This is a genomic window from Shewanella sp. M-Br (assembly GCF_036245925.1).
GTDB classification, from domain to species: domain Bacteria; phylum Pseudomonadota; class Gammaproteobacteria; order Enterobacterales; family Shewanellaceae; genus Shewanella; species Shewanella oncorhynchi.
This window is the reverse complement of the sequence record NZ_BJBV01000024.1, coordinates 45,734-70,577: the sequence shown is the minus strand read 5'-3', so window position 1 is coordinate 70,577 and position 24,844 is coordinate 45,734. Positions and strand designations below refer to the sequence as shown.

Annotated in this window: 22 protein-coding genes; 11 read left to right on the top strand and 11 right to left on the bottom strand. The window is 47.5% G+C overall.

Translation table 11 applies throughout. The features are described 5' to 3' along the window. Positions 1–70: 70 nt before the first annotated feature. Positions 71–544 (bottom strand): LabA-like NYN domain-containing protein, encoded by a 474-nt coding sequence (locus AAA952_RS18360; protein ID WP_006082658.1) that lies wholly within the window; start codon positions 542–544, stop codon positions 71–73. A gap of 115 nt (positions 545–659) precedes the next feature. Then, positions 660–1,520, bottom strand: coding sequence for an AraC family transcriptional regulator (locus tag AAA952_RS18355; protein ID WP_338258776.1), 861 nt, complete (start codon positions 1,518–1,520; stop codon positions 660–662). A gap of 193 nt (positions 1,521–1,713) precedes the next feature. Here AAA952_RS18355 and AAA952_RS18350 point away from each other — a divergent pair, with 193 nt between their 5' ends. After that, a complete protein-coding gene (locus tag AAA952_RS18350; protein WP_338258775.1) occupies positions 1,714–2,637 on the top strand; it encodes a DMT family transporter in 924 nt (307 codons plus the stop codon). Between the two features lie 77 nt (positions 2,638–2,714). Here AAA952_RS18350 and AAA952_RS18345 read toward each other — a convergent pair whose 3' ends face one another. The 7 genes from AAA952_RS18345 to AAA952_RS18315 all read right to left on the bottom strand — a co-directional run bounded on the left by AAA952_RS18345 (position 2,715) and on the right by AAA952_RS18315 (position 12,005). Continuing rightward, complete coding sequence (locus AAA952_RS18345) at positions 2,715–5,858, bottom strand: multidrug efflux RND transporter permease subunit (protein WP_338258774.1); 3,144 nt, start codon at positions 5,856–5,858, stop codon at positions 2,715–2,717. Next, positions 5,858–6,967 carry an efflux RND transporter periplasmic adaptor subunit gene (locus tag AAA952_RS18340; protein ID WP_198572920.1) on the bottom strand — a complete coding sequence of 370 codons (1,110 nt, stop codon included), beginning with the start codon at positions 6,965–6,967 and terminating at the stop codon, positions 5,858–5,860. The genes AAA952_RS18345 and AAA952_RS18340 overlap by 1 nt, the downstream gene beginning before the upstream one ends. A gap of 210 nt (positions 6,968–7,177) precedes the next feature. Then, positions 7,178–7,972, bottom strand: coding sequence for a substrate-binding periplasmic protein (locus tag AAA952_RS18335; RefSeq protein ID WP_263172595.1), 795 nt, complete (start codon positions 7,970–7,972; stop codon positions 7,178–7,180). Between the two features lie 247 nt (positions 7,973–8,219). Then, positions 8,220–9,422 (bottom strand): metallophosphoesterase, encoded by a 1,203-nt coding sequence (locus AAA952_RS18330; RefSeq protein ID WP_338258773.1) that lies wholly within the window; start codon positions 9,420–9,422, stop codon positions 8,220–8,222. 307 nt (positions 9,423–9,729) lie between these two features. Further along, a complete protein-coding gene (locus tag AAA952_RS18325; RefSeq protein ID WP_198572917.1) occupies positions 9,730–10,200 on the bottom strand; it encodes a nuclear transport factor 2 family protein in 471 nt (156 codons plus the stop codon). 2 nt (positions 10,201–10,202) lie between these two features. Next, positions 10,203–10,895 carry a DsbA family protein gene (locus tag AAA952_RS18320; RefSeq protein ID WP_198572916.1) on the bottom strand — a complete coding sequence of 231 codons (693 nt, stop codon included), beginning with the start codon at positions 10,893–10,895 and terminating at the stop codon, positions 10,203–10,205. A 186-nt stretch (positions 10,896–11,081) separates the two neighbouring features. After that, positions 11,082–12,005: an MBL fold metallo-hydrolase gene (locus tag AAA952_RS18315; RefSeq protein WP_198572915.1), complete on the bottom strand. Its 924-nt coding sequence runs from the start codon at positions 12,003–12,005 to the stop codon at positions 11,082–11,084. 282 nt (positions 12,006–12,287) lie between these two features. Here AAA952_RS18315 and AAA952_RS18310 point away from each other — a divergent pair, with 282 nt between their 5' ends. Continuing rightward, on the top strand, positions 12,288–13,229 hold the full coding sequence (locus AAA952_RS18310; RefSeq protein WP_338258772.1) for a LysR family transcriptional regulator: 942 nt from the start codon (positions 12,288–12,290) through the stop codon (positions 13,227–13,229). A 130-nt stretch (positions 13,230–13,359) separates the two neighbouring features. On the opposite strand, the gene ettA is transcribed toward AAA952_RS18310, so the two are convergent. Next, a complete protein-coding gene (ettA, locus tag AAA952_RS18305) occupies positions 13,360–15,027 on the bottom strand; it encodes an energy-dependent translational throttle protein EttA (RefSeq protein WP_338258771.1) in 1,668 nt (555 codons plus the stop codon). A gap of 189 nt (positions 15,028–15,216) precedes the next feature. On the opposite strand from ettA, the gene glyA reads away from it, so the two are divergent. From glyA to AAA952_RS18260, 9 genes are all read left to right on the top strand, one after another. Then, entirely contained in the window at positions 15,217–16,470 is a 1,254-nt protein-coding gene (gene glyA / locus AAA952_RS18300) for a serine hydroxymethyltransferase (RefSeq protein ID WP_263208868.1), read from the top strand. 204 nt (positions 16,471–16,674) lie between these two features. Continuing rightward, entirely contained in the window at positions 16,675–17,124 is a 450-nt protein-coding gene (gene nrdR / locus AAA952_RS18295; RefSeq protein WP_006082643.1) for a transcriptional regulator NrdR, read from the top strand. A gap of 145 nt (positions 17,125–17,269) precedes the next feature. Further along, positions 17,270–18,448 (top strand): bifunctional diaminohydroxyphosphoribosylaminopyrimidine deaminase/5-amino-6-(5-phosphoribosylamino)uracil reductase RibD, encoded by a 1,179-nt coding sequence (gene ribD, locus AAA952_RS18290; protein ID WP_338258767.1) that lies wholly within the window; start codon positions 17,270–17,272, stop codon positions 18,446–18,448. A 50-nt stretch (positions 18,449–18,498) separates the two neighbouring features. Continuing rightward, entirely contained in the window at positions 18,499–19,155 is a 657-nt protein-coding gene (locus AAA952_RS18285; protein WP_212599291.1) for a riboflavin synthase, read from the top strand. Positions 19,156–19,250: 95 nt separating this feature from the next. Further along, positions 19,251–20,354 (top strand): bifunctional 3,4-dihydroxy-2-butanone-4-phosphate synthase/GTP cyclohydrolase II, encoded by a 1,104-nt coding sequence (gene ribBA / locus AAA952_RS18280; protein ID WP_028761388.1) that lies wholly within the window; start codon positions 19,251–19,253, stop codon positions 20,352–20,354. 130 nt (positions 20,355–20,484) lie between these two features. After that, the gene (ribH, locus tag AAA952_RS18275; protein WP_006082639.1) at positions 20,485–20,964 is read left to right on the top strand and encodes a 6,7-dimethyl-8-ribityllumazine synthase; all 480 of its coding nucleotides are present in this window, start codon (positions 20,485–20,487) and stop codon (positions 20,962–20,964) included. An 11-nt stretch (positions 20,965–20,975) separates the two neighbouring features. Next, positions 20,976–21,380, top strand: a complete 405-nt coding sequence (nusB, locus tag AAA952_RS18270) for a transcription antitermination factor NusB (RefSeq protein ID WP_006082638.1) — start codon at positions 20,976–20,978, stop codon at positions 21,378–21,380. Between the two features lie 78 nt (positions 21,381–21,458). Then, positions 21,459–22,415 (top strand): thiamine-phosphate kinase, encoded by a 957-nt coding sequence (gene thiL / locus AAA952_RS18265; RefSeq protein ID WP_049821775.1) that lies wholly within the window; start codon positions 21,459–21,461, stop codon positions 22,413–22,415. A gap of 15 nt (positions 22,416–22,430) precedes the next feature. After that, a complete protein-coding gene (locus AAA952_RS18260) occupies positions 22,431–22,925 on the top strand; it encodes a phosphatidylglycerophosphatase A family protein (RefSeq protein ID WP_028761385.1) in 495 nt (164 codons plus the stop codon). A 153-nt stretch (positions 22,926–23,078) separates the two neighbouring features. On the opposite strand, the gene recN is transcribed toward AAA952_RS18260, so the two are convergent. Then, positions 23,079–24,737: a DNA repair protein RecN gene (gene recN, locus AAA952_RS18255; protein WP_338258766.1), complete on the bottom strand. Its 1,659-nt coding sequence runs from the start codon at positions 24,735–24,737 to the stop codon at positions 23,079–23,081. Between the last annotated feature and the right edge of the window lie 107 nt (positions 24,738–24,844).

The window sequence follows — 24,844 nt, the reverse complement described above, 5'->3', positions numbered from 1 at the left end:
CATTGAGGGGCGAAAGAGTGAATGAGTCAGATACGGTAGCGTGATGGATAGCCGCATTTTTGTCTTGTGACTAGAGCAATAACGCCTCATCTATGGGATGGAACTGGCTCGCTGCATCCCTTAAGGATTTAGCTGTTAGGGTAGGGACGCCATACACTTGGGTTTCAACGCCATACTTTTGATGAATTTTTTGCAGCAATAAATCGAAATCGCCATCACCAGACAATAAGATCACTGTATCCACTTCACTCGCCGCTTCCATAATATCTATGGTGATCCCCACGTCCCAATCGCCTTTGGCTGAGCCATCGCTGCGCTGAATAAACGGTTTTAACTTCACCTCAAAACCTATGTGCTTTAGTGCGTCTTGGAATTTCAATTGCCCATCGTCGCCCTTATGGATGGCATAAGCCACGGCCAACGCTATGTCTCCCTCGTAGCCTAAGTGCTGCCACAGTTTACGATAATTAAATTGGCGGCCATAGGCTTCGCGGCAGGTGTAATAGATATTTTGTACATCGACAAATAAAGCGATTTTTTTCAAGGCGTTTTCCAGCGGCTAGGGGAGTAAGGGCACTATAGCATATCGAGGCAATAGGGTTTTCAAGGATGTTAGAGTGTTGGGTTCAGCCGTCGAGATTGTGAACCCAAAGCGTATGTTAGCTTCTATGGTATTTTTGATATTCGCCCGGTGACATGCCACTGAGTTTTTTAAAGTAACGCCCCATATGACTTTGATTGGCAAAGCCATTACTGAGGGCGATATCGGTCAATGATTGCGTTGAATGACTCAAGCTTTGTTTGACCTTTTCAATGCGCACTTGCAGCAAATACTCCTGCGGCGTCATCGCAAATTGGGATTTAAACATGCGACAAAAATGGTACTCGCTCAGTTGGGCAAGCTCGGCCAACTCAGACAAGTAAATTTGTCGATGGGAATGGCAATGAATAAACTCTTTGATCGCTTTAGCCACTTTAGGTGCGAGCCCACCCTTAATTGGCCCCACCGACAAATTAAAGTCTGAGCTTTGCAGCAAAGTCACCAGCACAGTGTCGGTTACTTGTTCCATCATCAGATGGTGATCACTCGTCTGCCAATCGAGCCCGGCAACTTGGTGCCGAAACAGCGCCTCTAATCTCGGATTATCGACAAAGGTCAACTCAGGTAAACGCACTTGGCGTGGATCTTTATCAAATACTCGCACCGCCAATTTTTTAAGATGTTCATCGCTAAAATACAAATGCATAAACTGCTGCGGTTGTCCCAGTTGCCAATGGCTTTGGCAGCCTTGGGGCATAAGGCAAAACTTACTGGGCGCGCCATAGTCGGCCTTGATATCGGTTCTGTGGGTTTCGTAGCCGCCATCCAGATACATGCTCAGCGTATGTTGTGCATCGTTTTGGTAATACAGACGCTCGCCCGCATTTTGATAATGGGCCCAAGATAAATCCTCCGTAATCGCTTGCTTACGAATACAGGTTTTGGCGGATTTATCAAAACTGATGTATTTGGGCTCCATGGGTTCCTAGTGATCTCACTGGCTAAGCATTTTGTCTGTCCAAATTATCGCACTTATGGGCGTGGCTCAACGTCCGCTCGCGATTAAAACCGCAATATCGTGTTATGGCCAACAAGATGGTGACATAAGGATGAAAGCCATCGCTGTATAGTTTGCCTCATTAAGCATTTTATGAAGGTGTAGGGGACTCATTATGGCTGTTGTGATGTATTTGCTGATGATTTTTGTGTGGGGTTTTTCGTGGATTGCCATTAAGTGGCAGCACGGTGAGGTGGCGACGGAAGTCTCGATTTTCTATCGGTTTGCGATTGCGAGTCTCTTGATGTTCGCCATTGGCTTTGCCTTTAACAAGCTGCAAGCGGTAAAGCTTAGGCAGCATCCTTGGTTTGCGTTACAAGGCGTGTGTCTATTTTGTTTGAACTTTATCGCGTTTTATACCGCAACACATTATATCGCCAGCGGTTTAACAGCGGTCATTATGGCCACTGCCCCCATTTTTAATGCGATACATGGCCGCATTTTTTACGGTACTCCCACCAGTCGCAATTTTTGGTTAGGCGTCGGTGTCGGTCTGGGTGGCATTAGCTTACTCTTTGGTGCCGATTTGCTCGCGACTCAGTGGTCACAAAATTTAGTGTGGGGCTTATTGTTTTCGCTGCTAGGTACGTGGTTTTTCTCGATTGGTAACATGATCAGTATGCGCAACTCGCGCGATAATGTGTCGCCCTTTACTTCAACAGCGTATGCCATGTGCTATGGCAGTGCGGCGTTATTGCTCATCATTTGGTTTAAAGATTTAAGTTTTAGTTTACTGCTGACACCCAGCTATCTTGGCAGCTTGTTTTACTTAGCCGTTATCGCCTCTGTGATTGGCTTTACCGCTTATTTGATCTTGGTTGAGCGAATTGGCGCTAATGCCGCTGCGTATCTGTTGGTGATAACCCCTGTGGTGGCACTGAGCGTATCTAGCGTGTTTGAGGATTATCAGTGGACTTGGTATTCAAGCGTGGGACTCTTGCTGGTCGCGCTCGGAAATATGTTAACGCGCCGTCAACGACCGCTTGGTGCTGGTCTCGGTTTACTTTTAGGCTTAGCCAATAAAGCAAAAAACGCTTAAAACATTAATGAGAAAAAAGCCAAGACATTGAGTGTCTTGGCTTTTTGTTATTCGATTATCAACAACTATGATTAGCGCTAGGCTTTAGGTGCGAGTTCCTGCTGTTTTGCCGCTAACTCTTGTGCCGCTAACTCTTGTGCTTTAATCGCCGCTTCGAGTTTAGCTTCAACATAACCAGGGGAGTGCGTTGTGGCCGAGATTAATCGATACATGGCGGGGATCACCAGTAAGGTCACAAAGGTGGCGAATGCCATACCGAAGAATACTACAGTACCCACAGCTATACGACTTTCTGAACCTGCACCCGTCGAGAAAATTAACGGCACAGCGCCAACTAAGGTGGTGAAGGCTGTCATTAGGATTGGCCGCAAACGACGGGATGACGCATCGATAATGGCTTTATCGAGTTCAAAGCCGCGGTCGCGCAATTGGTTGGCAAATTCCACGATGAGGATACCGTTTTTAGTCACCATACCAATTAACATGATCATGCCTATCTGGCTGTAGATGTTGATCCCTTGGCTGGTGATCAGTAGTCCTAAGAAACCACCGAATACACCCATAGGCACAGTAAACATCACCACTAACGGGTTGATAAAGCTCTCAAACTGTGCGGCTAATACTAAGTAGGCAACCAGTAAAGCCAAACCAAATACGATAAAGATACTGCTTTGGTTTTCTTTAAAGTCTTTGGATTCGCCCGTGTAACCAATCGAAATATCCTTAGGTAATAATTCAATGGCTTTAGCGTCAAGGAACTTTAAGCCTTCACCTAAGGTGTAACCTTCACTGACGTTAGCCTTGAGGGTGATCGATTTTTGCTTATTGGTGTGGCTTAATCTTTGTGCCGAGGCAATTTCTTCTATATGGGTGACAGTATCGAGAGTGACCAATTCGCCCTTAGCTGACCGCATGTAGATTTGGCTCAGGTCACCGACATTGTTGAAACTGTTTTCATCACCGCGTAAATACACATCGTATTCTTCGCCTCGATCAACAAAGGTCGTTTCGGTGCGGCCACCCAGCATGACTTCTAAGGTTTCCGATACTTGGTCGACACTGATCCCCAGTTCTGCGGCGCGCTCTTTATCGACAGTAACAATGAGTTCTGGCGTTGTTTCTGCGTAGTCTAAGTCAGCCCCTTCCATCATAGGGCTAGCGTTAGCCTCTTCTTTCAATATCTGCGCCCACTTAAACAGTTCGGCATAGTCCGAACCACCAAGTACAAATTGCACGGGTTCGCTCGATTGTCCCCTAAAGCCTGGCATCATAGGGCGAACCATTACATCTGGAATATCCTTTAAGGCATTACTAATAATTCCAAGGGCTTGTTGCGCAGTCACATCGCGGTGTTCCCAATCTTCTAGCTGCATGATGACAAAGCCAGTTTGATCGCCAGCACGGCCACCAAAGGCGGGAGCTTGTACACTGAAGGATCGCAACACACCTTTACCTAGCAAGGGCATGAGTCTGTCTTCGACTATGTCCATGTTGGCTGTCATACGGTTATAACTGGTGCCCTCGGCGCCTTTAATAAAGGCGAACAACACGCCGCGGTCTTCCTGCGGCGCGAGTTGTGACGGTACTTGTTGCATTAACCAAGCGCTGCCACCAATACAAGCGAGGATAACTAAGGGCGCGAGTAAACGGAGTTTAATCGCTCGAGTCACGGCGACGCGATAAACGCTTTCCATGCGAGCAAAGCCGCTGTCGACCCAACGATTAAAGCGATTCGGTTTGACGTTGGCTTTGAGTAATTTACTACTCAGTACAGGCGTAAGTGTGAGTGCCACTAAGGAGGAGAACAGCACTGACACCGCCAGCATCACGGAGAACTCGGTAAATAGTAGTCCGACCATGCCCTCCATAAAGGAAATTGGGAGGAATACCATCACCAGTACCGCCGTAGTGGCGATAACGGCAAAGCCCACTTCTCGAGTACCTTTATAGGCGGCGAGCAAGGGCTCTTCACCTTTTTCGATATGGTGGAAAATGTTTTCAACCACCACAATCGCATCATCCACCACTAGACCGATAGAGAGAATTAATGCCATCAATGTCAGTAGATTAATCGAATAACCTAGCATGTTGGCGGCGATAAATGCCGAGATCAAAGATACAGGAACAGTCACAGCTGGGATTAACGTTGCTCGCGCTTGTCCAATGAAGATATACAGCACGAGTACGACCAAGGCACCTGTGACATAAAGGGTGCTATACACTTCGTTAATCGAGCGGTCGATAAATACGGTCGAGTCGAAGTCGACCACTAGGCTAGTGCCTTCGGGCAGGAAGTCTTGTACGCGATCAACTTCTTTATGCACTTCTTTGGCAACGAGCAGAGGGTTGGCATCGGACTGGGCAATAATGCCTAAACTGATGTTAACTATGCCGTCGCTTTTGAAGGTCGAGTTTTCGTTTTGTGCTCCAACAGCCACATCGGCGACATCTTTTAAGTAGATAGCCGTGCCATCGCTGGCGGTACGCACCACAAGATAGTCAAAATCCTTCGGCGTGTAGTACAAGCGTTTGGTACGCACCGACATCACTGTGGTGTCGTTGCGCACTTGGCCGCCGGGCGTTTCTATGTTCTCTTTGCGCAGGGCGTTAATAATATCTGTGGCGGTGACATTACGTCCTGCCATTTGTTCGGGTCTGAGCTTGACGTACATGACCTTATACAAGCCGCCGGAAATGCTGATAGAACTCACGCCGCTGATTAAACTGAATTTGTCCTCGAGTACTCGCTGGGCGTAGTCCGTTAATTGAGTGCGGTCCATCACACTCGAGCTTAGGTTCACATAGACAGAGGGTTCGCCGGAGCCGTTGTCTTTTGAGACGACGGGATCTTTTGCATCTTCTGGGAGTCTGCGTTGGGCGCGGGCCACTGCATCACGCACATCGCTGACTCCTTCGGTTAAGTTCCAACCGAGGAGGAATTTAACTGTGATACGCGAGCTACCGTTACGTGTGGTCGAGGTGATTTCGTCAATACCACTGATCCCTGTTAGCTCATCTTCTAAAGTCTTAGTGATCTGGCTTTCCATAATCGCCGCCGATGCACCCGAGTAACTGGTGCTGATGGTGACCACAGGGCTTTCGACGTCGGGCATTTCTCGTATCGACAGTTTAGTGAACGACACTATGCCGAATACACATAGCAGTAAGCTTAAAACGATGGCAACGACAGGGCGTTTAACCGAAACATCGGATAACCACATTATTTCGTCTCCGTTGCTTTAGGACCTGAAAGCTCTGTTGCACGGGCTGAGGCTTTATTATCGAGCGTGACTTCATTGATTTGCAGGCCATCGCGCATATTGACTAAGCCCTGTACCACGACTTTGTCACCTATGTTTAAACCGCTTTCGATTAAGACTTGGTTATCGATACGTGCCCCTAGTGTCACTTCTGTGCGGTGGGCAATGTGGTCGGCGCTAACTACGTATACGTAACGTTTAGTTCCTGAATACTCAAGAGCTTGTACTGGCACCATAGGTGCTGAAATCGCTGGGAAGGTGATGGTTGACGACATCATCATGCCCGGTTTCAAGCGTTTCTTCGGATTATCGAATAGCACCCGTACTTTGAGGTTTAAGGTTTCCTCATTGACGCGGGGATCAATAGCCACCATTTTGCCAGTAAAGATTTCATTCGGCCAAGCGCGACTGGTGGCTGACACTTGCATGCCAATACTCAGTTGCGATAGGAAATGCTCAGGCACTTGTAAGTCGAGGCGCATGCTGGACAAATCATCTAGCGACATCAACTCAGTGCCCATGCTGACCATCTTGCCTTCGCTGAAATTAATCAGGCCAGTATTACCCGCAAACGGCGCTATAAGCGAGTGGTAATGTAAATCTGCTTGGGCGGAGGATAAGCGTGCTTGGGCGATATCAACACTGGCTTTTTGTGCGTCAATCTCGGTTTGGGTAATGGCGTTACGGCTGATCAGTTTTTCAAACTCTTTGAGTTTACGTTTTTCATCATTGAGGAAAGCATTGGCCTCGGCGACGGCGGCTTGGGCTTTCATATCATCGAGTTCGATCAGTAACTGGCCTTTTTTTACCGCTTGGTTTGAGGTCACTGCGACTTGTTTAATCTTACCTGTGACTTGCGGTGCAATGATCACTGCACGTTCAGCCGCGAGTTTGCCGATAAGAGAGATAGATTGCGCTAATGGATATTCAATCACTTCACCCGTGACCACAGGAACGGTACGCATAAGATGTGGTGCGTTCTCGGGTTTAGCCGCTTGAAGGACATCACTAAAACTCACCGCTGTGGCGATAATCGCAAGCAGGGCAATGGCAATAATGGTTTTTTTCATTGTAATTATTATCTCGCGCAAAGGCAGTTTAAAAAGGTAATCGCTCTAATGGCGCTATTCTAGTGAATAACGTACGCCAGTTGGGTAAAAGTTTGTAAAGGTAAGCGAACGAAAATGAAAGAAATTGTGTTTTTTGAGCATTGAGCACAATTCAACGAGAGTTGTGCTGTTTTTTTGTGCTGTTATTGCTTTTTAAAAGCTGGACGGACTTTAGGGATGGACTTCAGTTCGCGTTTTTTCAATCGGCGCTTGAGTCGTTTCAACCTGAGGATATTGGCTTAAAATTGCCGCTAATCGTCCATCGCGGCGCATACTCTCTAAACCTTGATTAAAATCCGTCACTAACTGCGGATGATCCGCTACAGCCAAAGAGATCCCTAAATGAAATACCTCAGTCGCTATGGGTGGGCCGACTTGCTCAAAGGCACCCTCATATTCACTTGGTCCTTTTTTAATTAAATACCTCGCTAAGTTATGGCCAATCAAGACTAAGTCAATACGCTTTAAAAACAGCTTTTTGAGATTCATCTCATCCGAATTTCCTTCCTCTGTGGTGAGCCCCGCGGCGAAGATTTCTGGTGGATTAGCGTAACCGCGACCTATACCGATAGTGAAAGGTTTAAGATCTGAAAGTTGACTGAAACTCAGCGGTGAATCTTTACGTTTGTAAAACACAATTTGTACGGGTTGGATAGGCGCAGAATATTGGGCCCATTGCTCGCGCTCTTTACGATACCAGAGCCCAATGATGCCATCAGCTTGGCCTGTTTTAACGAGTAAAGCCGCGCGGGCGAAGGGATAAAACTTGAGGCTGGCAGTGTAACCTTTGCGTTTAAAAGCTTCTTTGACGACTTGCGCAACGCCGCCCTGTTCAGGTAAAGCATCGGCATAAAAAGGAGGATAGTTAGTGGCGACTAATTGGAGTTCCCTGCCCGCAAATGCAGGGGGATAGAAGCTGAATAGAAACAAGCAAAAGCTAGATAATGTGAGTAATTTCTTCCCCATTTCTACTCCAGCACTTAGGTGAGTCGCACTTGGCTTGAGTATAGTCAGAGTTAATTAGAACAGGCGAACTTATGGATATAAAGATGAGTGCATATTGAGCGCCATACGATTGAGAGTTATGCCGATTGAGTACCATGGTGGGCGTCCATTTTACCCTTGCTCATTCATGCCTTATTGCCCCAGCGCATTCATGGATTAAGGCGCTAGCTCATTCACGTATTGGGGCAAAAGATATTAGTGAGGCAGGTTATAGCGAAACCTGCTCACCCTGATACAAACCTCGGCGGAGTTTTCCTGCGTCGATAAGTAACAGCTCACCGGACTTGCCATTCTTAATACTGCTATCTATCGCAATGATTTTATTATGATAAATCCCAAGCACTTGTTCCTGCGATGTGTGCCCTACGACGATATGATCGACCTTGAAATAGTTCAGTATGCTATCGATATCCGACTCTTTCAGTTCATCTTTAAAGTAGCCGCGATACCAAGTTGGACCATTGGTAAAAAACAAAAAGTTGAGTAAATCGTCTTGCTTCAAATCGGCTTTTTTATCATCTAAATGCTGACGAAATAATTGGTTAGCATCGCTGATATTTAATTTACGCTCGACCCATTCAGGGCTGATGCCGCCGTGCATAAACAAGATATTATTGATTTTGACTAAAGTATGTTTGCTGCGAAGCCATTGGCCTATTTCGGTGTCTTTGTTGTAGAGCGCATCGTAGCTGCGTTTGAGTAAATCTGCCGAGACTTGATAGCGTTCGTTGACGTAGCGTAAGTCGCCGCGAAACACCATTTGCTCGTGATTGCCCATGAGTAGATGTAAGCGTCCGCCCGCAGCTTGGGCTTCTTGATCTAAGGTATATAAAAACCACAATACTTCATTGACTTGATGACCACGGTCAAACATGTCGCCCGTCATCACCATATGACCGTCACCAAAGGCCCAGTGGTTATCTTTGTCGATAATCTGATGGGCTTTTAGCAAGTTAATCATTACATCAAACTGGCCGTGTACATCGCTAAGGGCGACAATTTTGCTGACATGGGTGAAGGTATCTGGCTCAACCGTGACAGCTTGTGTATAAAGGTGCGGTTGGGGTAATTCACCGCAACTGGCAGGGCGAGTTAACTGCGCCTTCGCAATCGGCGTTTGTTTTAGTTCACTCTGGCAAATCCAATAGGCTGTGTCTTTTTGAGCATCATCTAAAAACACATAAGGGCCATCGGTGATGCTGCTTTCTTGAATTTTTAACTCTGTATCAGTTTCACTTGCATTGGTCGTCAGTGAGATAAACGCAAGTGAGGTAAAGGGGAGTGCGGTGACAAGCCATAACAGGGGCGTGAATTTTCTCTGTTGCTTGAGTATCCATTGGCTGGCTCGGCTAAGTCGCGTCATAGATAGCGTGATTGGGTGAGCCCCGACTGGCATCGAATTGATTTGCATTAGACCGCATCCTTGTTCTTGTTTTAGTTATTCATTTTTTCATTTTAGACACTTGAGTTGATGAGTCTTCGAACGTGCAGCTTGACGAATTCAATTTCAAGCGCTTAATCCAAACGCTTAATCGCAAGTGCCTAATCTTAAGTACTTAATGTCAAGTGCTCAACCTATTGAAAACACTAAATCATACGGATAAGGCTTAACATCGGCAAGTCGTGGGGCGGGCTAAATTAAACTTGCCCGCCTCGTGATTCAGTTATTCCATCATGGCATTTCTATCGTGCATAACTGTTGTTATGGGTATTGGCAATTACATGGCATTGACGACGGTATAACTATCAACAAACTGCTCAAAACTGACGATTTTTCCGCTGTGTATCTTCCATAAATGGGCGACTCGAGCGGTAAAATGTTTGCCCGTTTTGACATAAGTACCTGAATAAGTGCCGAAGGCAAAAACCTTATCACCCTGCGCCACATAGTCTTCGATATCGACGCAATAGTTATCCCATTCTTTTTCGAGGCGGGCGAACACATTGGCGGCTATCGCGCTAAAACCTATGTAAGTGCCCGCATAGGGAAAACCTACCGCCTCTGTCCAGCGTGCGTCATTTGCCAGTGCATGCTCAAGATTTTTGGCATTTTCGGCAGAGCTGTGTCCTGCGTAAGTACTTTTGACAAGTGCAAGATTCGCATCAGTTTGCCTTGCTGTTTCGATAAGATTTAACTGAGCAGGCTCACTCACTAAAGAGTTTGTTGGAACACCATTAAGCGTTGGCATGATTACGACTCAAACTGTGCTTCAAGATGGCTTAACCACTGGGCGGGTTGGCCATAAAAGCGGTTGATATTAATGGCGGTTATGTTGCCGTCATCATCCTCTATAGCCATTGAAGGGAAACCTTGGGCACCTATCAGATTCAGTAATGCTCTGGATTCAACAATATGCTCATATAGCTTGTCTTCACCTTGGGCATAATGTTGCGCAAAGCCTATAGGGTCGAGCCCAAGTTCAGCGGCTAACCTTGCGAGATTACCTTCATCACTGGCGCTGTGACCATCACGGTAATGGGCCAGTTGTACTGAGTGTAGATAGGCCAAACTGTCGCCACCCATAGCATCGACTGCGAGCATGGCTTTAATAGGAGGCGCCGAGTCGAGTACGATTGTGGTATCGCGCAGCAGACCATCAAAATAGTTTTCCCCAAAAGGTTGTCCGGTTAGCTCGGCAATACGCAGATCGTGGGGCATAACATAGTCGCGCCAGTTAGCATCGATTTGTTTACGTCTTGGGCCCGTGAGCATACCGCCGCCGTGGAGCTTAATGGTAAAGCCTGCTTTTGCGGCGGCATCGAGTAAAGGCGCTGCGGCATAACACCAACCACATAAAGGGTCGATAATGGCGTGCAGAGTGCGCTCTTTGGCCGTTGCTGTGCTGCTGGTTGTGCTAGTTGGATGGGTTGTTGGCTGAGTCATAGTTAAACCTTTTGGCTTAAGTTCGTCGCGACATTAGCGACTTAAGCCCTTTGAGAACATCGATTAAAATAGTTAGGTTGGTACCGTTATTTAGCTAAAAAATGGCACGCAATCGCTCACGTGCCTGTCTTTAACTGTTTTCACTTAAATGCTTGTATCTAATCGCCTAGATAGATATGGCTGGGCTTACATAGGCCAGGTCATTTCGCCCATGTAAACTTTGGCGCTGATCTCAAGCCCTGCATCGGCTGGCATTTGTGGGTATAGCGCCAGCATCTTTTGGATTAATTCGGCGGAATCTTTCGAGGCTTTTGCAGCGATTTCAAAGGCTTTTACATATTCACGAGTAAAACCGATGGCGTGGGTATTAAATCGCGCTTCGCCTAAATAGTGCCCTGGGATCACTGTGGTCGGCAGCAGTTTTTCCATTGCATCTAAATGGGTTAACCATTCCTGACGCTCAGAGGCAGTTTGAGTGTCAGCCATCCAAACATGCGTGTTATCAAATACTTCTACGCCACCTGTAATAGTTTTTGCCGATGGCACCCACAGGAAAGTGTGTTTAGGGTGTTTATCATTAAAACCTTTGATAATCACTTGCTCACCGTCGATAGTAAAAGTGTCACTGTGAATCGCCTTAGGTAACACTAATTCGCTTGGCGCATTATCTTTTAAAATCGGCCCCCAGTAGGCGAGTTTGCCTTCCATTGAGGCTTTAATCGCATCGACTGTGGTTTGAGTCGCGACGATTTGTGCATCGGGGAAATTCTTTTTAATCACGGCTAAGCCGAAATAGAAATCAGGATCGCTATGGCTGATATACACCTGAGTCAGCTTTTTACCGCTGGCCTTAATGGTGTCGACCAATGTTTGGGCATCGTTATTTTGAAATTGCGCATCGACTAACATCATTTCACGCTCGCCGCTGATAAAGCTTGATGACACGGCAAAGATGCTGTTTTCGCCCGGATTAAAATGGCTCACTTGCAATGGCGCAGCATTGACCGTGCCAAATCCTGCTAGCAGTAAAGTGGCGGCTAGGCCGATTTTAGATGAGGCCTTCAATGTGGCGTTAACTGTGTTACGTATTGCATAGGTTGATGTGTTCATTTGGGGCTCACTTATAGTCACAGGGTGAAAGAGTAAAAGGTTCGATTTAGCATTCATTGATTTGCAGCTGCTGCAAAAAGTGAGTTAAGTATAGGTTGCAAAAATCAATAGATAAATGCGAGTATCTGCCCATGTTTGTTGCATTAATCGGATGAATTGCTGCGTGTACTATTGCACTCTTAGTTATTAACTATATAGCTATTAGCTATGTGGATACGCGAGTATGTGAGTGGGCCTTCGAGTGATTGAAAGTTATTGATTGAATGTGAGTGGAGATAAATCATGGATAGACTCGAAGCGGCTAAGGTGTTTGTGACTATTGTTGAGCGCGGCAGCATGATCAGCGCCGCCAATGCCTTAGATATGTCGCGTTCTATGGTGACCCGTTACTTGAGCGAAATGGAAGAATGGTCCGGCGCTAGATTGTTGCATCGTTCGACGCGCAGTCTCAGCTTAACGCCCGCGGGTGAGCAAGTGCTGGATTATTGCCATCGACTGCTCGAATTGGCTAATGAAGTACCTGCGGTAAGCCACGCCGCTGTGGCGATTCCGCGGGGATTGCTACGTATTAGTTGCTCCCAGTTTTTGGCGCATCAGATTTTAGCGCCCGTGGTACAGCAATATTTAGCCAGTTATCCGCAGGCGAGCGTGAATTTCCACGTGAGCAGCCAAACCGTCGATTTAGTCGCCGAGCGTATTGATCTGGCTATTCGCATCACCAATGAACTCGATCCCAATCTTATCGCTAGGCGCTTAGGGGAGTGTGAATCTGTTGTGTGCGCTGCCCCGAGTTATCTTGCCGCGCGCGCCGCCGTGCTGCATCCTGAGGATTTAACTCAGCATAACTGTTTAACCTATTCCTATTTTGGCGATGTGATGTGGCGGTTTTATCAAAGCGATGTGGCTGCGAAACAGGCCCAGACGCATAACTCCGATCCTAAGTTAAACCAAGGTCAAGTATTTAACGTGCCTGTGAATGGGAATTTTAGCGCCAATGATTCCATGGTGGTGCTCAATGCCACGCTGGCAGGTGAGGGGATCGCTATGCAGCCCGTTTGGGCGGCGAAACCCTATTTAGACTCGGGTCAGCTAGTGCCTTTATTAATGGAGTTTAAGCCGCAGTCCCTCGGTGTATATGGCGTGTATCAATCCCGCAAACATATGCAGCCTGCACTTAGGGTGATGATGGACATGCTGGTGGCCTACTTTGCCAGCTTGAATTGAAATAGTTTCAGTTTGAAATAGCACCAAAGTCTACGGCACTCATAGCGTAACTGAATGCCATAAAAAGGAGCTTAACCCTTTCGAGCTAAACTCCTCAGATTTACACTTGTCTAGATTCTAGATTCTAGATTTACTTTATCATGCGCTTGTATTTCAAGCGGTGTGGCTCAACCACATCGGCGCCATAGGTGTTTTTCAACCATGCCGAGTATTCTGTGTAGTTACCTTCGTAGAAGTTCACTTGGCCTTCGTCACGGTAATCCAGAATGTGGGTCGCGATACGGTCGAGGAACCAACGGTCATGCGAAATCACCATAGCGCAACCTGGGAATTCCAGAATCGCTTCTTCCAGTGCGCGCAGGGTTTCAACGTCTAAATCGTTGGTGGGTTCGTCGAGTAATAAGACGTTACCGCCCGCTTGCAGCAGTTTGGCTAAATGCACTCGGTTACGTTCACCACCAGATAAAGTACCGATGACTTTTTGCTGATCGCCACCACGGAAGTTGAAGCGGCCTACATAGGCGCGGCTCGGGATTTCCATGTTGTTGATACGCATGATGTCTTGACCACCGGAGATTTCTTCCCAAATGGTGTTCTTATCATTCATCGAATCGCGGAACTGCTCAACCGAGGCCAGTTGCACAGTATCACCCAGCTCAATGCTGCCGCTGTCTGGCTTTTCTGCGCCGGATAACATGCGGAACAGGGTCGATTTACCCGCGCCGTTGGCACCGATAATGCCGACGATCGCGCCCTTAGGCACAGAGAACGACAGGTTGTCGATCAAAACGCGGTCACCGTAAGATTTGGTCAGGTTATTCACTTCAATAACCTTGTCACCTAAACGAGGTCCGGGCGGAATAAACAGCTCGTTGGTTTCGTTACGTTTTTGGTAATCGTTAGTGTTCAGCTCTTCAAAGCGCGCCATACGGGCTTTGCCCTTAGACTGACGGCCTTTCGCACCTTGGCGTACCCATTCCAATTCTTTGGCAATGGTTTTTTGACGTGCGCTTTCGGTGGCCGATTCTTGCTTCAGACGGGCATCTTTTTGCTCAAGCCATGAAGAATAGTTACCTTCCCACGGAATACCTTCACCGCGGTCGAGTTCTAAAATCCAGCCAGCGGCATTGTCGAGGAAGTATCTGTCGTGGGTAATCGCGACCACAGTACCTGCATATTCCTGCAAGAAGTGCTCAAGCCAAGCCACGGATTCCGCATCCAAGTGGTTGGTGGGTTCGTCCAGTAACAGCATTTCTGGCTTTTCAAGCAGCAAACGACATATCGCCACGCGGCGACGTTCACCACCGGATAATACTTCGATTTTCTCATCCCAATCTGGCAGACGCAGGGCGTTGGCGGCGCGCTCAAGGACATACTCTAAGTTATGGGCATCTTGGGCTTGAATAATGGCTTCGAGTTCGCCTTGCTCTTTTGCAAGGGCGTCGAAATCGGCGTCCGGCTCGGCGTAGGCTGCGTAAACGGCATCGAGGCGAGTCAGGGCATTTTTTGCCTCTGATACCGCTTCTTCAATCGCTTCACGCACGGTTTGATTCGGATCGAGTTTAGGTTCCTGCGGCAGGTAACCGATTTTCAATCCCGGCATTGGGCGCGCTTCACCTTCAATTTCGGTGTCGATACCCGCCATAATGCGCAGTAGCGTCGACTTACCTGAACCGTTGAGGCCGAGTACGCCAATTTTGGCGCCGGGGAAAAAGCTTAAAGAAATATCTTTAAGGATCTGCTTCTTAGGCGGAACAATTTTACCCACCCGCAGCATGCTGTAAACAAACTGAGCCATTTTTCTCTATCTTAAGTGACTAATGATGCGGCTAATTCTACTCGATTGCGCGCCGAACTCAACTCGACAATGAGCCAAGTTCAAGCACTATCTGCAGGAATTTCATGTTTCAAATACTGGGATTGTGACCGCGTTCCGAGTAGAATACCGCGCAACCCTACCTATAAGAATTGGCAGCTGGAGTAAGCAATGCTGAAAAAAGATATGAATATCGCAGATTATGATCCGGAACTGTTTAACGCAATTCAGAATGAAACTCTGCGTCAAGAAGAGCATATTGAGCTGATTGCTTCTGAAAACTACACCAGTCCACGCGTGATGGAAGCGCAAGGTTCACAGTTAACCAATAAGTACGCTGAAGGCTATCCTGGCAAGCGTTACTACGGTGGTTGTGAGTATGTGGACGTAGTTGAAACCTTAGCGATTGAACGTGCTAAACAACTGTTTGGCGCAACTTACGCTAACGTACAACCTCATTCAGGTTCACAGGCAAACAGCGCGGTTTACATGGCATTGTTAAAACCTGGCGATACCGTACTGGGCATGAACTTAGCCCATGGTGGTCACTTGACCCACGGTTCACCCGTTAACTTCTCTGGCAAACTGTACAACATCATTCCTTATGGTATCGACGAGTCTGGCAAAATTGACTACGACGAGATGGAACGTATTGCCATAGAACACAAGCCTAAGATGATGATCGGCGGTTTTTCTGCCTATTCAGGTATCGTTGACTGGGCAAAAATGCGTGAAATCGCAGACAAAATCGGTGCTTATTTATTTGTCGATATGGCACACGTTGCCGGTCTTATTGCTGCGGGCGTTTATCCAAACCCAGTACCACACGCACACGTTGTGACATCTACGACTCACAAAACCTTAGCGGGTCCTCGTGGTGGCGTGATCCTATCTGCTGCTGACGATGAAGACTTGTACAAAAAGTTGAACTCTGCGGTATTCCCTGGCGGTCAAGGTGGCCCATTGATGCACGTTATCGCAGGTAAAGCGGTGGCGTTCAAAGAAGCCCTAGAGCCAGAATTTAAAGTTTACCAACAGCAAGTGGTTAACAACGCTAAAGCTATGGTTGAAGTGTTCCTTGAGCGCGGTTACAAAATCGTCTCTGGCGGAACCAGCAACCACTTAATGCTAGTTGACCTGATTGGTCGTGACTTAACGGGTAAAGAAGCCGATGCCGCCTTAGGTAGCGCTAACATTACCGTGAACAAAAACTCAGTGCCAAATGATCCACGTTCACCCTTTGTGACCTCAGGTGTGCGTATCGGTACGCCAGCCATTACGCGCCGCGGCTTTAAAGAAGCGGAATCGAAAGAGCTGACTGGCTGGATTTGTGACATCCTTGATGATGCGAACAATCCTGCTGTGATTGAGCGTGTTAAGGGCCAAGTATTGGCACTGTGTGCACGTTTCCCTGTTTACGGTTAATCTGTAAATAGTCTCCTTTTTGTGGTGCTGAGCCTAACAAGCATCAGGTGGTTAACCTCAGCCCATAAATAGGATAAAATCCCATGGCCGCATCTTGCGGCCATTTTTATTGGTAAAATCTTAGGCTTAAATCCATTGCGTTTGACTGAGATTTAACAGGTAAACCCATTAACGCTTTACGACCATTCTCTGGCAGGAGGCTCAATGCATTGTCCATTTTGTAGCGCGACAGATACTAAAGTCATCGATTCCCGATTAGTGGCAGAAGGCCACCAAGTGCGCCGTCGTCGAGAATGCACCGAATGTCATGAAAGATTTACCACCTTCGAAGGCGCCGAATTAGTCATGCCTAGGGTGATTAAGCGCGATGGTTCACGCCAACCCTTCGATGAAGAAAAACTCCAAGGTGGCATGTTACGCGCCGTTGAAAAACGCCCCGTATCTATGGATGAAATCGAGCAAGCACTCAGCAAAATCAAGTCTACTCTGCGCGCCACTGGCGAGCGGGAAGTGCCGTCAGAAATGGTGGGTAACTTAATGATGGAGCAATTGATGAGCCTAGATAAAGTCGCCTACATACGTTTCGCTTCTGTGTACCGCGCCTTCGAAGACGTGTCTGAATTTGGCGAAGCCATCGCCAAGCTACAAAAGTAGTTATTCGATTTTTGTGGCTAGTCTATCGGTGTTTAGTTGCGCTAGCTTTAAAAGAGGCTTTTGATTAATAGCTTCTGCAAGACAGGTTTTAAAAACAGATTTGTAAGACTGGTGAAAGCCGAAACCTTTAACAACAGGGTTGAACATGAGCTTGAACATAAGTTGGTCCGTACTCGATACCCAAATGATGAGCCGCGCGATTCAATTGGCGCGCAAAGGCTTTTACACCACGAGGCCCAATCCCAGTGTGGGCTGCGTTATCGTTAAAGATAATCAGATTGTCGGCGAAGGTTATCATCAAAAAGCGGGTGAGCCCCACGCCGAAGTGCATGCGTTACGTATGGCTGGTGAACACGCCCGCGGCGCAACGGCCTATGTCACCTTAGAGCCCTGTAGCCATTATGGCCGCACGCCACCCTGTGCCTTGGCGCTGATCAATATTGGCGTTAAACGCGTGGTGGTGGCGGTTGAAGATCCTAATCCGCAAGTGGCTGGTCGCGGTATTCAAATGCTGCGCGATGCCGGCATTGAAGTGGATGTGGGATTACATCGCGATGAAGCCTATGCCTTGAATTTAGGCTTTATGAAGCGCATGGAATCGGGTTTACCCAGAGTTACAGTCAAATTGGCTGCGAGTCTTGATGGTAAAACCGCGCTGTCTAACGGTGTGTCTAAATGGATAACTGGTCCAGAATCTCGCCGCGACGTGCAGCGATTACGTTTACGTTCTTGTGCACTGGTCACGGGGATCGAAACCATACTGGCAGACGCTCCTTTACTTAATGTGCGTTATCAGGAACTTGGCAGCTTAAATGACAGTGTAACCGAGGCGCAATTACTGCAGCCATTAAGAGTGATACTCGACAGCCGTGCCCGTTTGCCGTTATCGGCCGCCTGCTTGGCTATCGTATCGCCCATACTCTTGGTCTCGACCGTGGCTTATTCCGCAGAGTTTCAAGCACAATTGCCCTCCCATGTGAGTTGCCTCGTGTTACCTGCAATTGCAGGTCGCGTCTCATTGCCTGAACTATTAAGCTATTTAGGCCAAAGCTGTAATCACGTGCTGGTGGAAGCGGGTGCAACCTTAGCGGGCGCATTTTTAGCGCAGGGGCTTGCCGATGAGTTAGTGCTGTACCAAGCGATGAAAATCCTCGGTGGGTATGGGCGTAATCTGCTGCAATTGCCCGATTATCAAACCATGGCACACATTCCTGCACTAATTTTGGTAGATGAGCGCAAATTAGGGCTAGATACCCGTTTAACTTTGAGCGTTATGCTTGATACCTCTTTATCTAAATCGAATTGGAGCAAGATAACCGTTTAACCTTGAGTCTTATGCCTTATTACTTCTTTATTTAATTAAGTGAGTTAACCATGTTTACTGGGATTATTGAAGCCGTTGGCACCCTGCGCAAACTGGAGCGTAAAGGCGATGATATTCGTCTTACCGTGGCGAGCGGCAAACTGGATTTAAACGATGTGCGTTTAGGCGACAGTATTGCCACCAACGGTGTGTGTTTAACGGTTGTGCAGCAATTAGTCGACGGCTATGTGGCTGATGTCTCTGCCGAAACCGTGAGTCTAACCGGCTTTGCTCACTACAAAGTGGGCACTAAGGTAAATCTTGAAAAGGCCGTTACCTCAACCACACGCTTAGGCGGCCACATGGTCAGCGGCCATGTTGACGGTATTGCAACGGTTGAGCAACGCTTAGTGCGTGGTCAAGCCATTGAATTTTGGTTAGCCGCACCCGCAGAGCTTGGGCGTTACATTGCCCATAAAGGTTCCATTACCATTGATGGCGTGAGTTTGACGGTTAACGAAGTGGACGGCAGTCGATTCCGCTTGACCATAGTGCCGCATACCGCAGGTGAAACCACGTTAATCGACCTGCAAGCGGGCGATAAGGTGAATATCGAAGTGGATTTAATCGCCCGTTATCTTGAACGCTTGATGAATTATGATGGCAAAGACAGCAAGAGCGGTGGCGTCACCATGGAAATGTTAGCCCGTGCCGGCTTTGTGCGTTAGTGCACAGGAGCAGATTATTTAACTTAAGCTTATCGGCAGCTTAGGTTATTTAGGTATAGAATTTCATAATAACAGCAAAATCATAAGGTCCTACAATGGCGCTGCACAGTATAGAAGAGATCATCGAAGATATTCGTCAAGGCAAAATGGTTATTTTGATGGATGACGAAGACAGAGAAAACGAAGGTGATTTGATCATGGCGGCCGAAATGGTCACGCCAGAAGCGATTAACTTTATGGCGAAATATGGCCGTGGGCTTATTTGCCAGACCATGACTAAAGCCCGTTGCCAGCAGTTAAATCTCCCCTTAATGGTGACGAATAATAACGCCCAGTTCTCGACTAACTTTACGGTTTCTATTGAAGCGGCAGAAGGTGTGACTACCGGTATTTCGGCCCACGATCGCGCTGTAACGGTGAAAGCGGCTGTGGCTAAAGAGGCTAAAGCGTCTGATTTAGTGCAACCAGGGCACATCTTCCCGCTAATGGCACAGGATGGCGGCGTATTAACCCGCGCTGGCCACACTGAAGCTGGCTGTGATTTAGCCCGTCTTGCGGGACTTGAGCCATCGGGCGTTATCGTTGAGATTTTGAACGAAGACGGCACTATGGCACGTCGCCCAGATTTGGAGATTTTCTCCGAGTTGCATGGCATCAAAATCGGCACTATCGCGGCTTTAATCGAGTATCGCAATACCAAAGAAACCACGGTTGTGCGCGAAGCTAAATGCAAATTACCAACCCGTTTCGGTGAGTTCGATATGGTGACTTTTAGAGACACTATCGACAATCAATTGCACTTTGCCTTAGTCAAAGGTGAGGTGAAAGAAGATTGTTTGGTGCGCGTGCATTTGCAAAATACCTTCAACGATTTACTCCACTCAGAGCGCGATCAGCAACGCAGCTGGCCACTCGAAAAGGCGATGGAGCGTATTTCTGCAGAAGGTGGCGTATTGGTTTTACTCGGGAATCAAGAACATCCCTGTGAAATTCTCTCTAAGGTGAAAGCCTTTGAAGCTGAAGATCAAGGCCAAGCGCCTGCTTCTGCAAAATGGCAGGGGACGTCGCGCCGTGTGGGTGTGGGTTCGCAAATCCTCGCTAGCCTTGGCGTGACTAAGATGCGCCTGCTCAGCTCGCCTAAACGCTACCATTCACTTTCAGGCTTTGGCCTTGAAGTGACTGAGTATGTGGCGGACTGAAACCCAAAGTTACACTGAAGTAAAATTAACAATTTCTGATAATTTGCATAGGGCTCTGGGCAATTGGCTGTGATATCATGTCGCCACTTTTCGCCCCGAGCTGGGTGCTTTAGCTAAATTAGGTAAGATAATGAACGTAGTTCAAGGTAATATCGAAGCGAAAAATGCCAAAGTTGCGATTGTAATTTCGCGTTTCAACAGCTTTTTAGTTGAGAGCTTGCTTGAAGGTGCACTTGACACGCTGAAACGTTTTGGCCAAGTCAGCGACGACAATATCACTGTTGTCCGTGTACCAGGTGCGGTTGAGTTGCCGCTAGCTGCGCGTCGCGTAGCTGCCAGTGGTAAATTCGACGGTATTATCGCATTAGGTGCGGTGATCCGTGGTGGTACTCCTCATTTTGATTTTGTTGCAGGCGAATGTAATAAAGGTCTAGCTCAAGTTGCTTTAGAATTTGATCTGCCTGTTGCTTTCGGTGTTTTGACCACTGATACCATTGAACAAGCGATTGAACGTTCAGGTACCAAAGCGGGTAACAAAGGCGGCGAAGCTGCTCTAAGCTTGCTTGAAATGGTCAATGTTCTGCAAGAACTTGAACAACAGTTGTTATAGTAGGAAAAATAATGAAGCCTTCTGAGCGCCGCAAGGCCCGCCGTTTAGCCGTTCAAGCCATCTATTCATGGCAACTAAGCGGGAATAATATTGCCGATGTCGAGCATGAGTTTTTAACTGAACAAAGTCTCGACGGTGTTGATGTAGCTTATTTTCGTGAGCTATTTTCAGGCGTTGCAACGAAGAAAACCCAATTGGATGAGCTGATCATCCCGCATCTGGAACGCCCGATTGATGAAGTGTCTCCAGTAGAGAAAGCCATAGTTCGTTTAGCGACCTATGAGCTGACTTTCCGTAAAGATGTGCCATACAAGGTCGCGATTAACGAAGCGATTGAGTTGGCAAAAGCTTTCGGTGCGGACGAGAGTCATAAGTTTGTGAACGGACTGCTCGACAAACTGGTTGCACGCAAGTAATAAAGACAAACGGTATCTTAGGATACCGTTTTTCATTGCTAACAAAGGTGGCCGATGTAAGTCGTGCCAAACTGTACAGTGAAAGAATTCCAATTAATTGAATGTTATTTTAGCAACCGCGGCCCCACTCGCCGTGATGTGAAGCTTGGCATCGGTGACGATTGCGCTTTAGTGCAACCCGCAGAAAACAAGTCGATCGCTATCTCCTGTGACACCTTAGTTGAAAATGTCCATTTCTTCCCCGATATGCCTCCCGCTGCCTTAGGTTACAAAGCTTTAGCGGTAAATTTATCTGATCTGGCTGCCATGGGCGCTGAACCCGCGTGGATGACGCTTGCCTTAACGCTACCCGAAGTCGATGAGACTTGGCTCAGTGGTTTTAGTGAAGGCTTGTTTGAAGCGGCCGATTACTATGGCATCGCCTTAATTGGCGGCGATACGACTCGTGGTCCACGGGCGATTAGCATCACAGTGCACGGCCAAGTCCCACAGGGTAAGGCACTCACGCGTCATGGTGCTAAAGCGGGTGATTGGATTTATGTCACGGGCACGCTCGGAGATTCGGCCTTAGGTCTGGATATCATTCGCGGCGCGCAACAGGCTAGAGCCGAGCATAAAGAATTCCTGATCAATCGCCATTATCGTCCAACACCAAGAGTCTTAGCGGGCCAAGCTTTACGTTCGCTTGCCTCCAGTGCTATCGACCTTTCCGACGGGTTTATCTCGGATATCGGTCATGTGCTTAAGGCTTCGGCAGTTGGTGCGGTTGTCGATGTTAATTGCATCCCGCTTTCACGGGCGATGCAAGATACCGTCAGCGAGGAGCATGCCTTAGGTTATGCGCTTACGGGGGGCGAAGATTATGAACTGCTGTTCACCGTTCCTGAAGCGCAAAAAGGTGCGCTTGAGACAGCGTTGAGCCATGCAGGAGCAAAGTTTGTTCGCGTTGGACAAATTTGTGCAGGCAGTAAGCTCAAGTTGCAACTCAATGGTGAGCCGTTTACACCACCGTATCACGGTTTCGAGCACTTTTAAGCGAAGAGCATGTTAATGAAATGGTTGTCAAAGGATCAGGTGCTAACGCGCCTGTCATTAAAAAATCCTGTCCACTTTTTGGCACTCGGTTTTGGTAGCGGACTCGCCGCTAAAGCGCCTGGTACTTTCGGTACCTTAGCAGCCATTCCCCTCTATTTATTGATGGCGCCATTACCGCTCACTTGGTATATCGGCTTAACCTTATTGAGCGCATTTGCGGGATTTTATATCTGCGGTAAAGCCGCTCAAGATATGGGGGTACACGATCACGGTGCGATTGTGTGGGATGAAGTGGTTGGACTACTGATCACTATGATAGCGGCACCAGCAGGCTGGGGTTGGTTGTTAGTCGGCTTTGGTCTATTTCGCTTTTTCGACATCATCAAACCTTGGCCTATTCGATGGCTCGATGCCAAAGTTCATGGTGGCTTTGGCATTATGATTGACGATGTCTTAGCGGGCGTGTTTTCGTTTATTTGTCTGCAAGGGCTAGTCTGGTGTTTTAGCTAACATTATCGCTAACCTAACATGATAGTTAACCCGGCATGTTAGTTAGCATGGTCAACAACTAACCCTTAGTTTTTGATATAGCCCCTTAGCTTGTGATATACAGTGTGTAGATTCAAGCGTTTAGCGACCTCATTCGTTATTTGATCCATACTACTATTGCAGCAGTTCCCTTGCGTTTGCTAGGGTATTGCTGGTGATAGTATCGCCACCTAACAGTCTTGCAAGCTCTTGGATACGCTGCTCACGATCGAGCGATTTCATTGTGGTCTCAGTACTGCCTGCCTTATTAAATTTATCGACAAACATGTGTTGATGACCATTGCCCGCAACTTGCGGCAAGTGAGTCACGCACAGTACTTGGGTCGATTCCCCTAAGCTGCGTAACATGCGGCCCACCACTGCTGCGGTGGGGCCGGAAATCCCGACATCCACCTCATCGAAAATTAATGTCGGTGTGGCAACTTTCTTCGCGGTAATCACTTGGATCCCTAGCCCTATCCGTGAGAGCTCACCGCCAGACGCGACTTTCGAAATCGGTTGCAAAGGTTGGCCAGGGTTAGTGGTGACCATAAATTCGATATTGTCACTGCCATTGGCTGACATTTGCTCGGGGTGGAAATTGACTTCGATCGTAAATTTACCCTTAGGCATATTCAGTTCGTGGATTGACTGAGTCACCAGTTTGTCGAGTTCTTTAGCATAGCGGGCACGGCTTTGGCTGAGCTTTTGCGCATTGCTAAGATAAGCGGCTCTACTTGCCTCGACTTGAAGCTGAATTTCTTCTAGCTTGCTTTCGTCACTGTCTAAGGTGCTTAGCTCAGCCTTTAATGCTAAATGATGCTCGGCCAGTTTATTCGGGCTAACATGATGCTTACGCGCCAGTTGCATGGCTTTTGATAGCCGTTCTTCTAAATAGGCAAAATGGGTCGGATCGAGTTCGAGCTTACTCAAATAGTGCTGCAATTCGCCGGCACTTTCTTGCACTTGGATTAAGGCATCATTGAGCATAGTGTTGATATTGCTTAATGCAGGATCGTAGCTTTGCAGATCTTCGACGAGGGAAACGACTCGATTGAGCAGCGACTCTATATTGTTCTCTTCGCCCTCTGTGAGTATATCTAAGCTCGCCTGACAGGTATCAATCAACTCAGTGCCATTGGCCAGACGTTTGTGCTCTTGCTCAATCTCATCGAACTCATCAACTTTAAGATCAAACTCATCGAGTTCTTCTACTTGATATTGCACTAATTGCTTACGGGCAATACGTTCATGCTGTGAGGCTTCGAGTTGTTTTAGATCGGCCTCAATTTGCTTGCAGCGTTGAAAGCTAGCGGCAACCGTATCGATAAGCAATCTGTGGTTGGCATAACTGTCGAGCAGGGTGAGTTGATGTTCACTTTTTAACATTGCATGGTGCGCATGTTGACCGTGAATACCGATAAGCAACTGACCCAGTAATTTTAGCTGCGTCAGCGGCACTGGATTCCCATTGATGTAGGCGCGTGAACGGCCATCGCTACCAATAGTCCGACGTAGAATGCACTCATCATCGAGTTCAAGATCGTTATCTTCTAACCAACGTTTTGCCAGTGGAATATCATCCAAGGAAAAGCGGGCGCTGACCTCGGTTTTATTGGCTCCGGGACGAACACTGCTGGCATCGGCGCGATTGCCTAGGCATAGGCCTAGCGCATCGATGGCAATCGATTTACCCGCACCGGTTTCACCTGTGATGCTGGTCATACCGGGGCGAAAATCCAGTTCTAAAAAACGGACGATAGCGAAGTTATTAATGCTGAGTTGGCAAAGCATAGTGAATTCCTGTCGAAAAACATACCAAACCACTGTATTGATAAACAGTATATACTGATTTTATATACAGTAAAGTGGCTTGGGTGAAAAATCGGCATTATCGACAG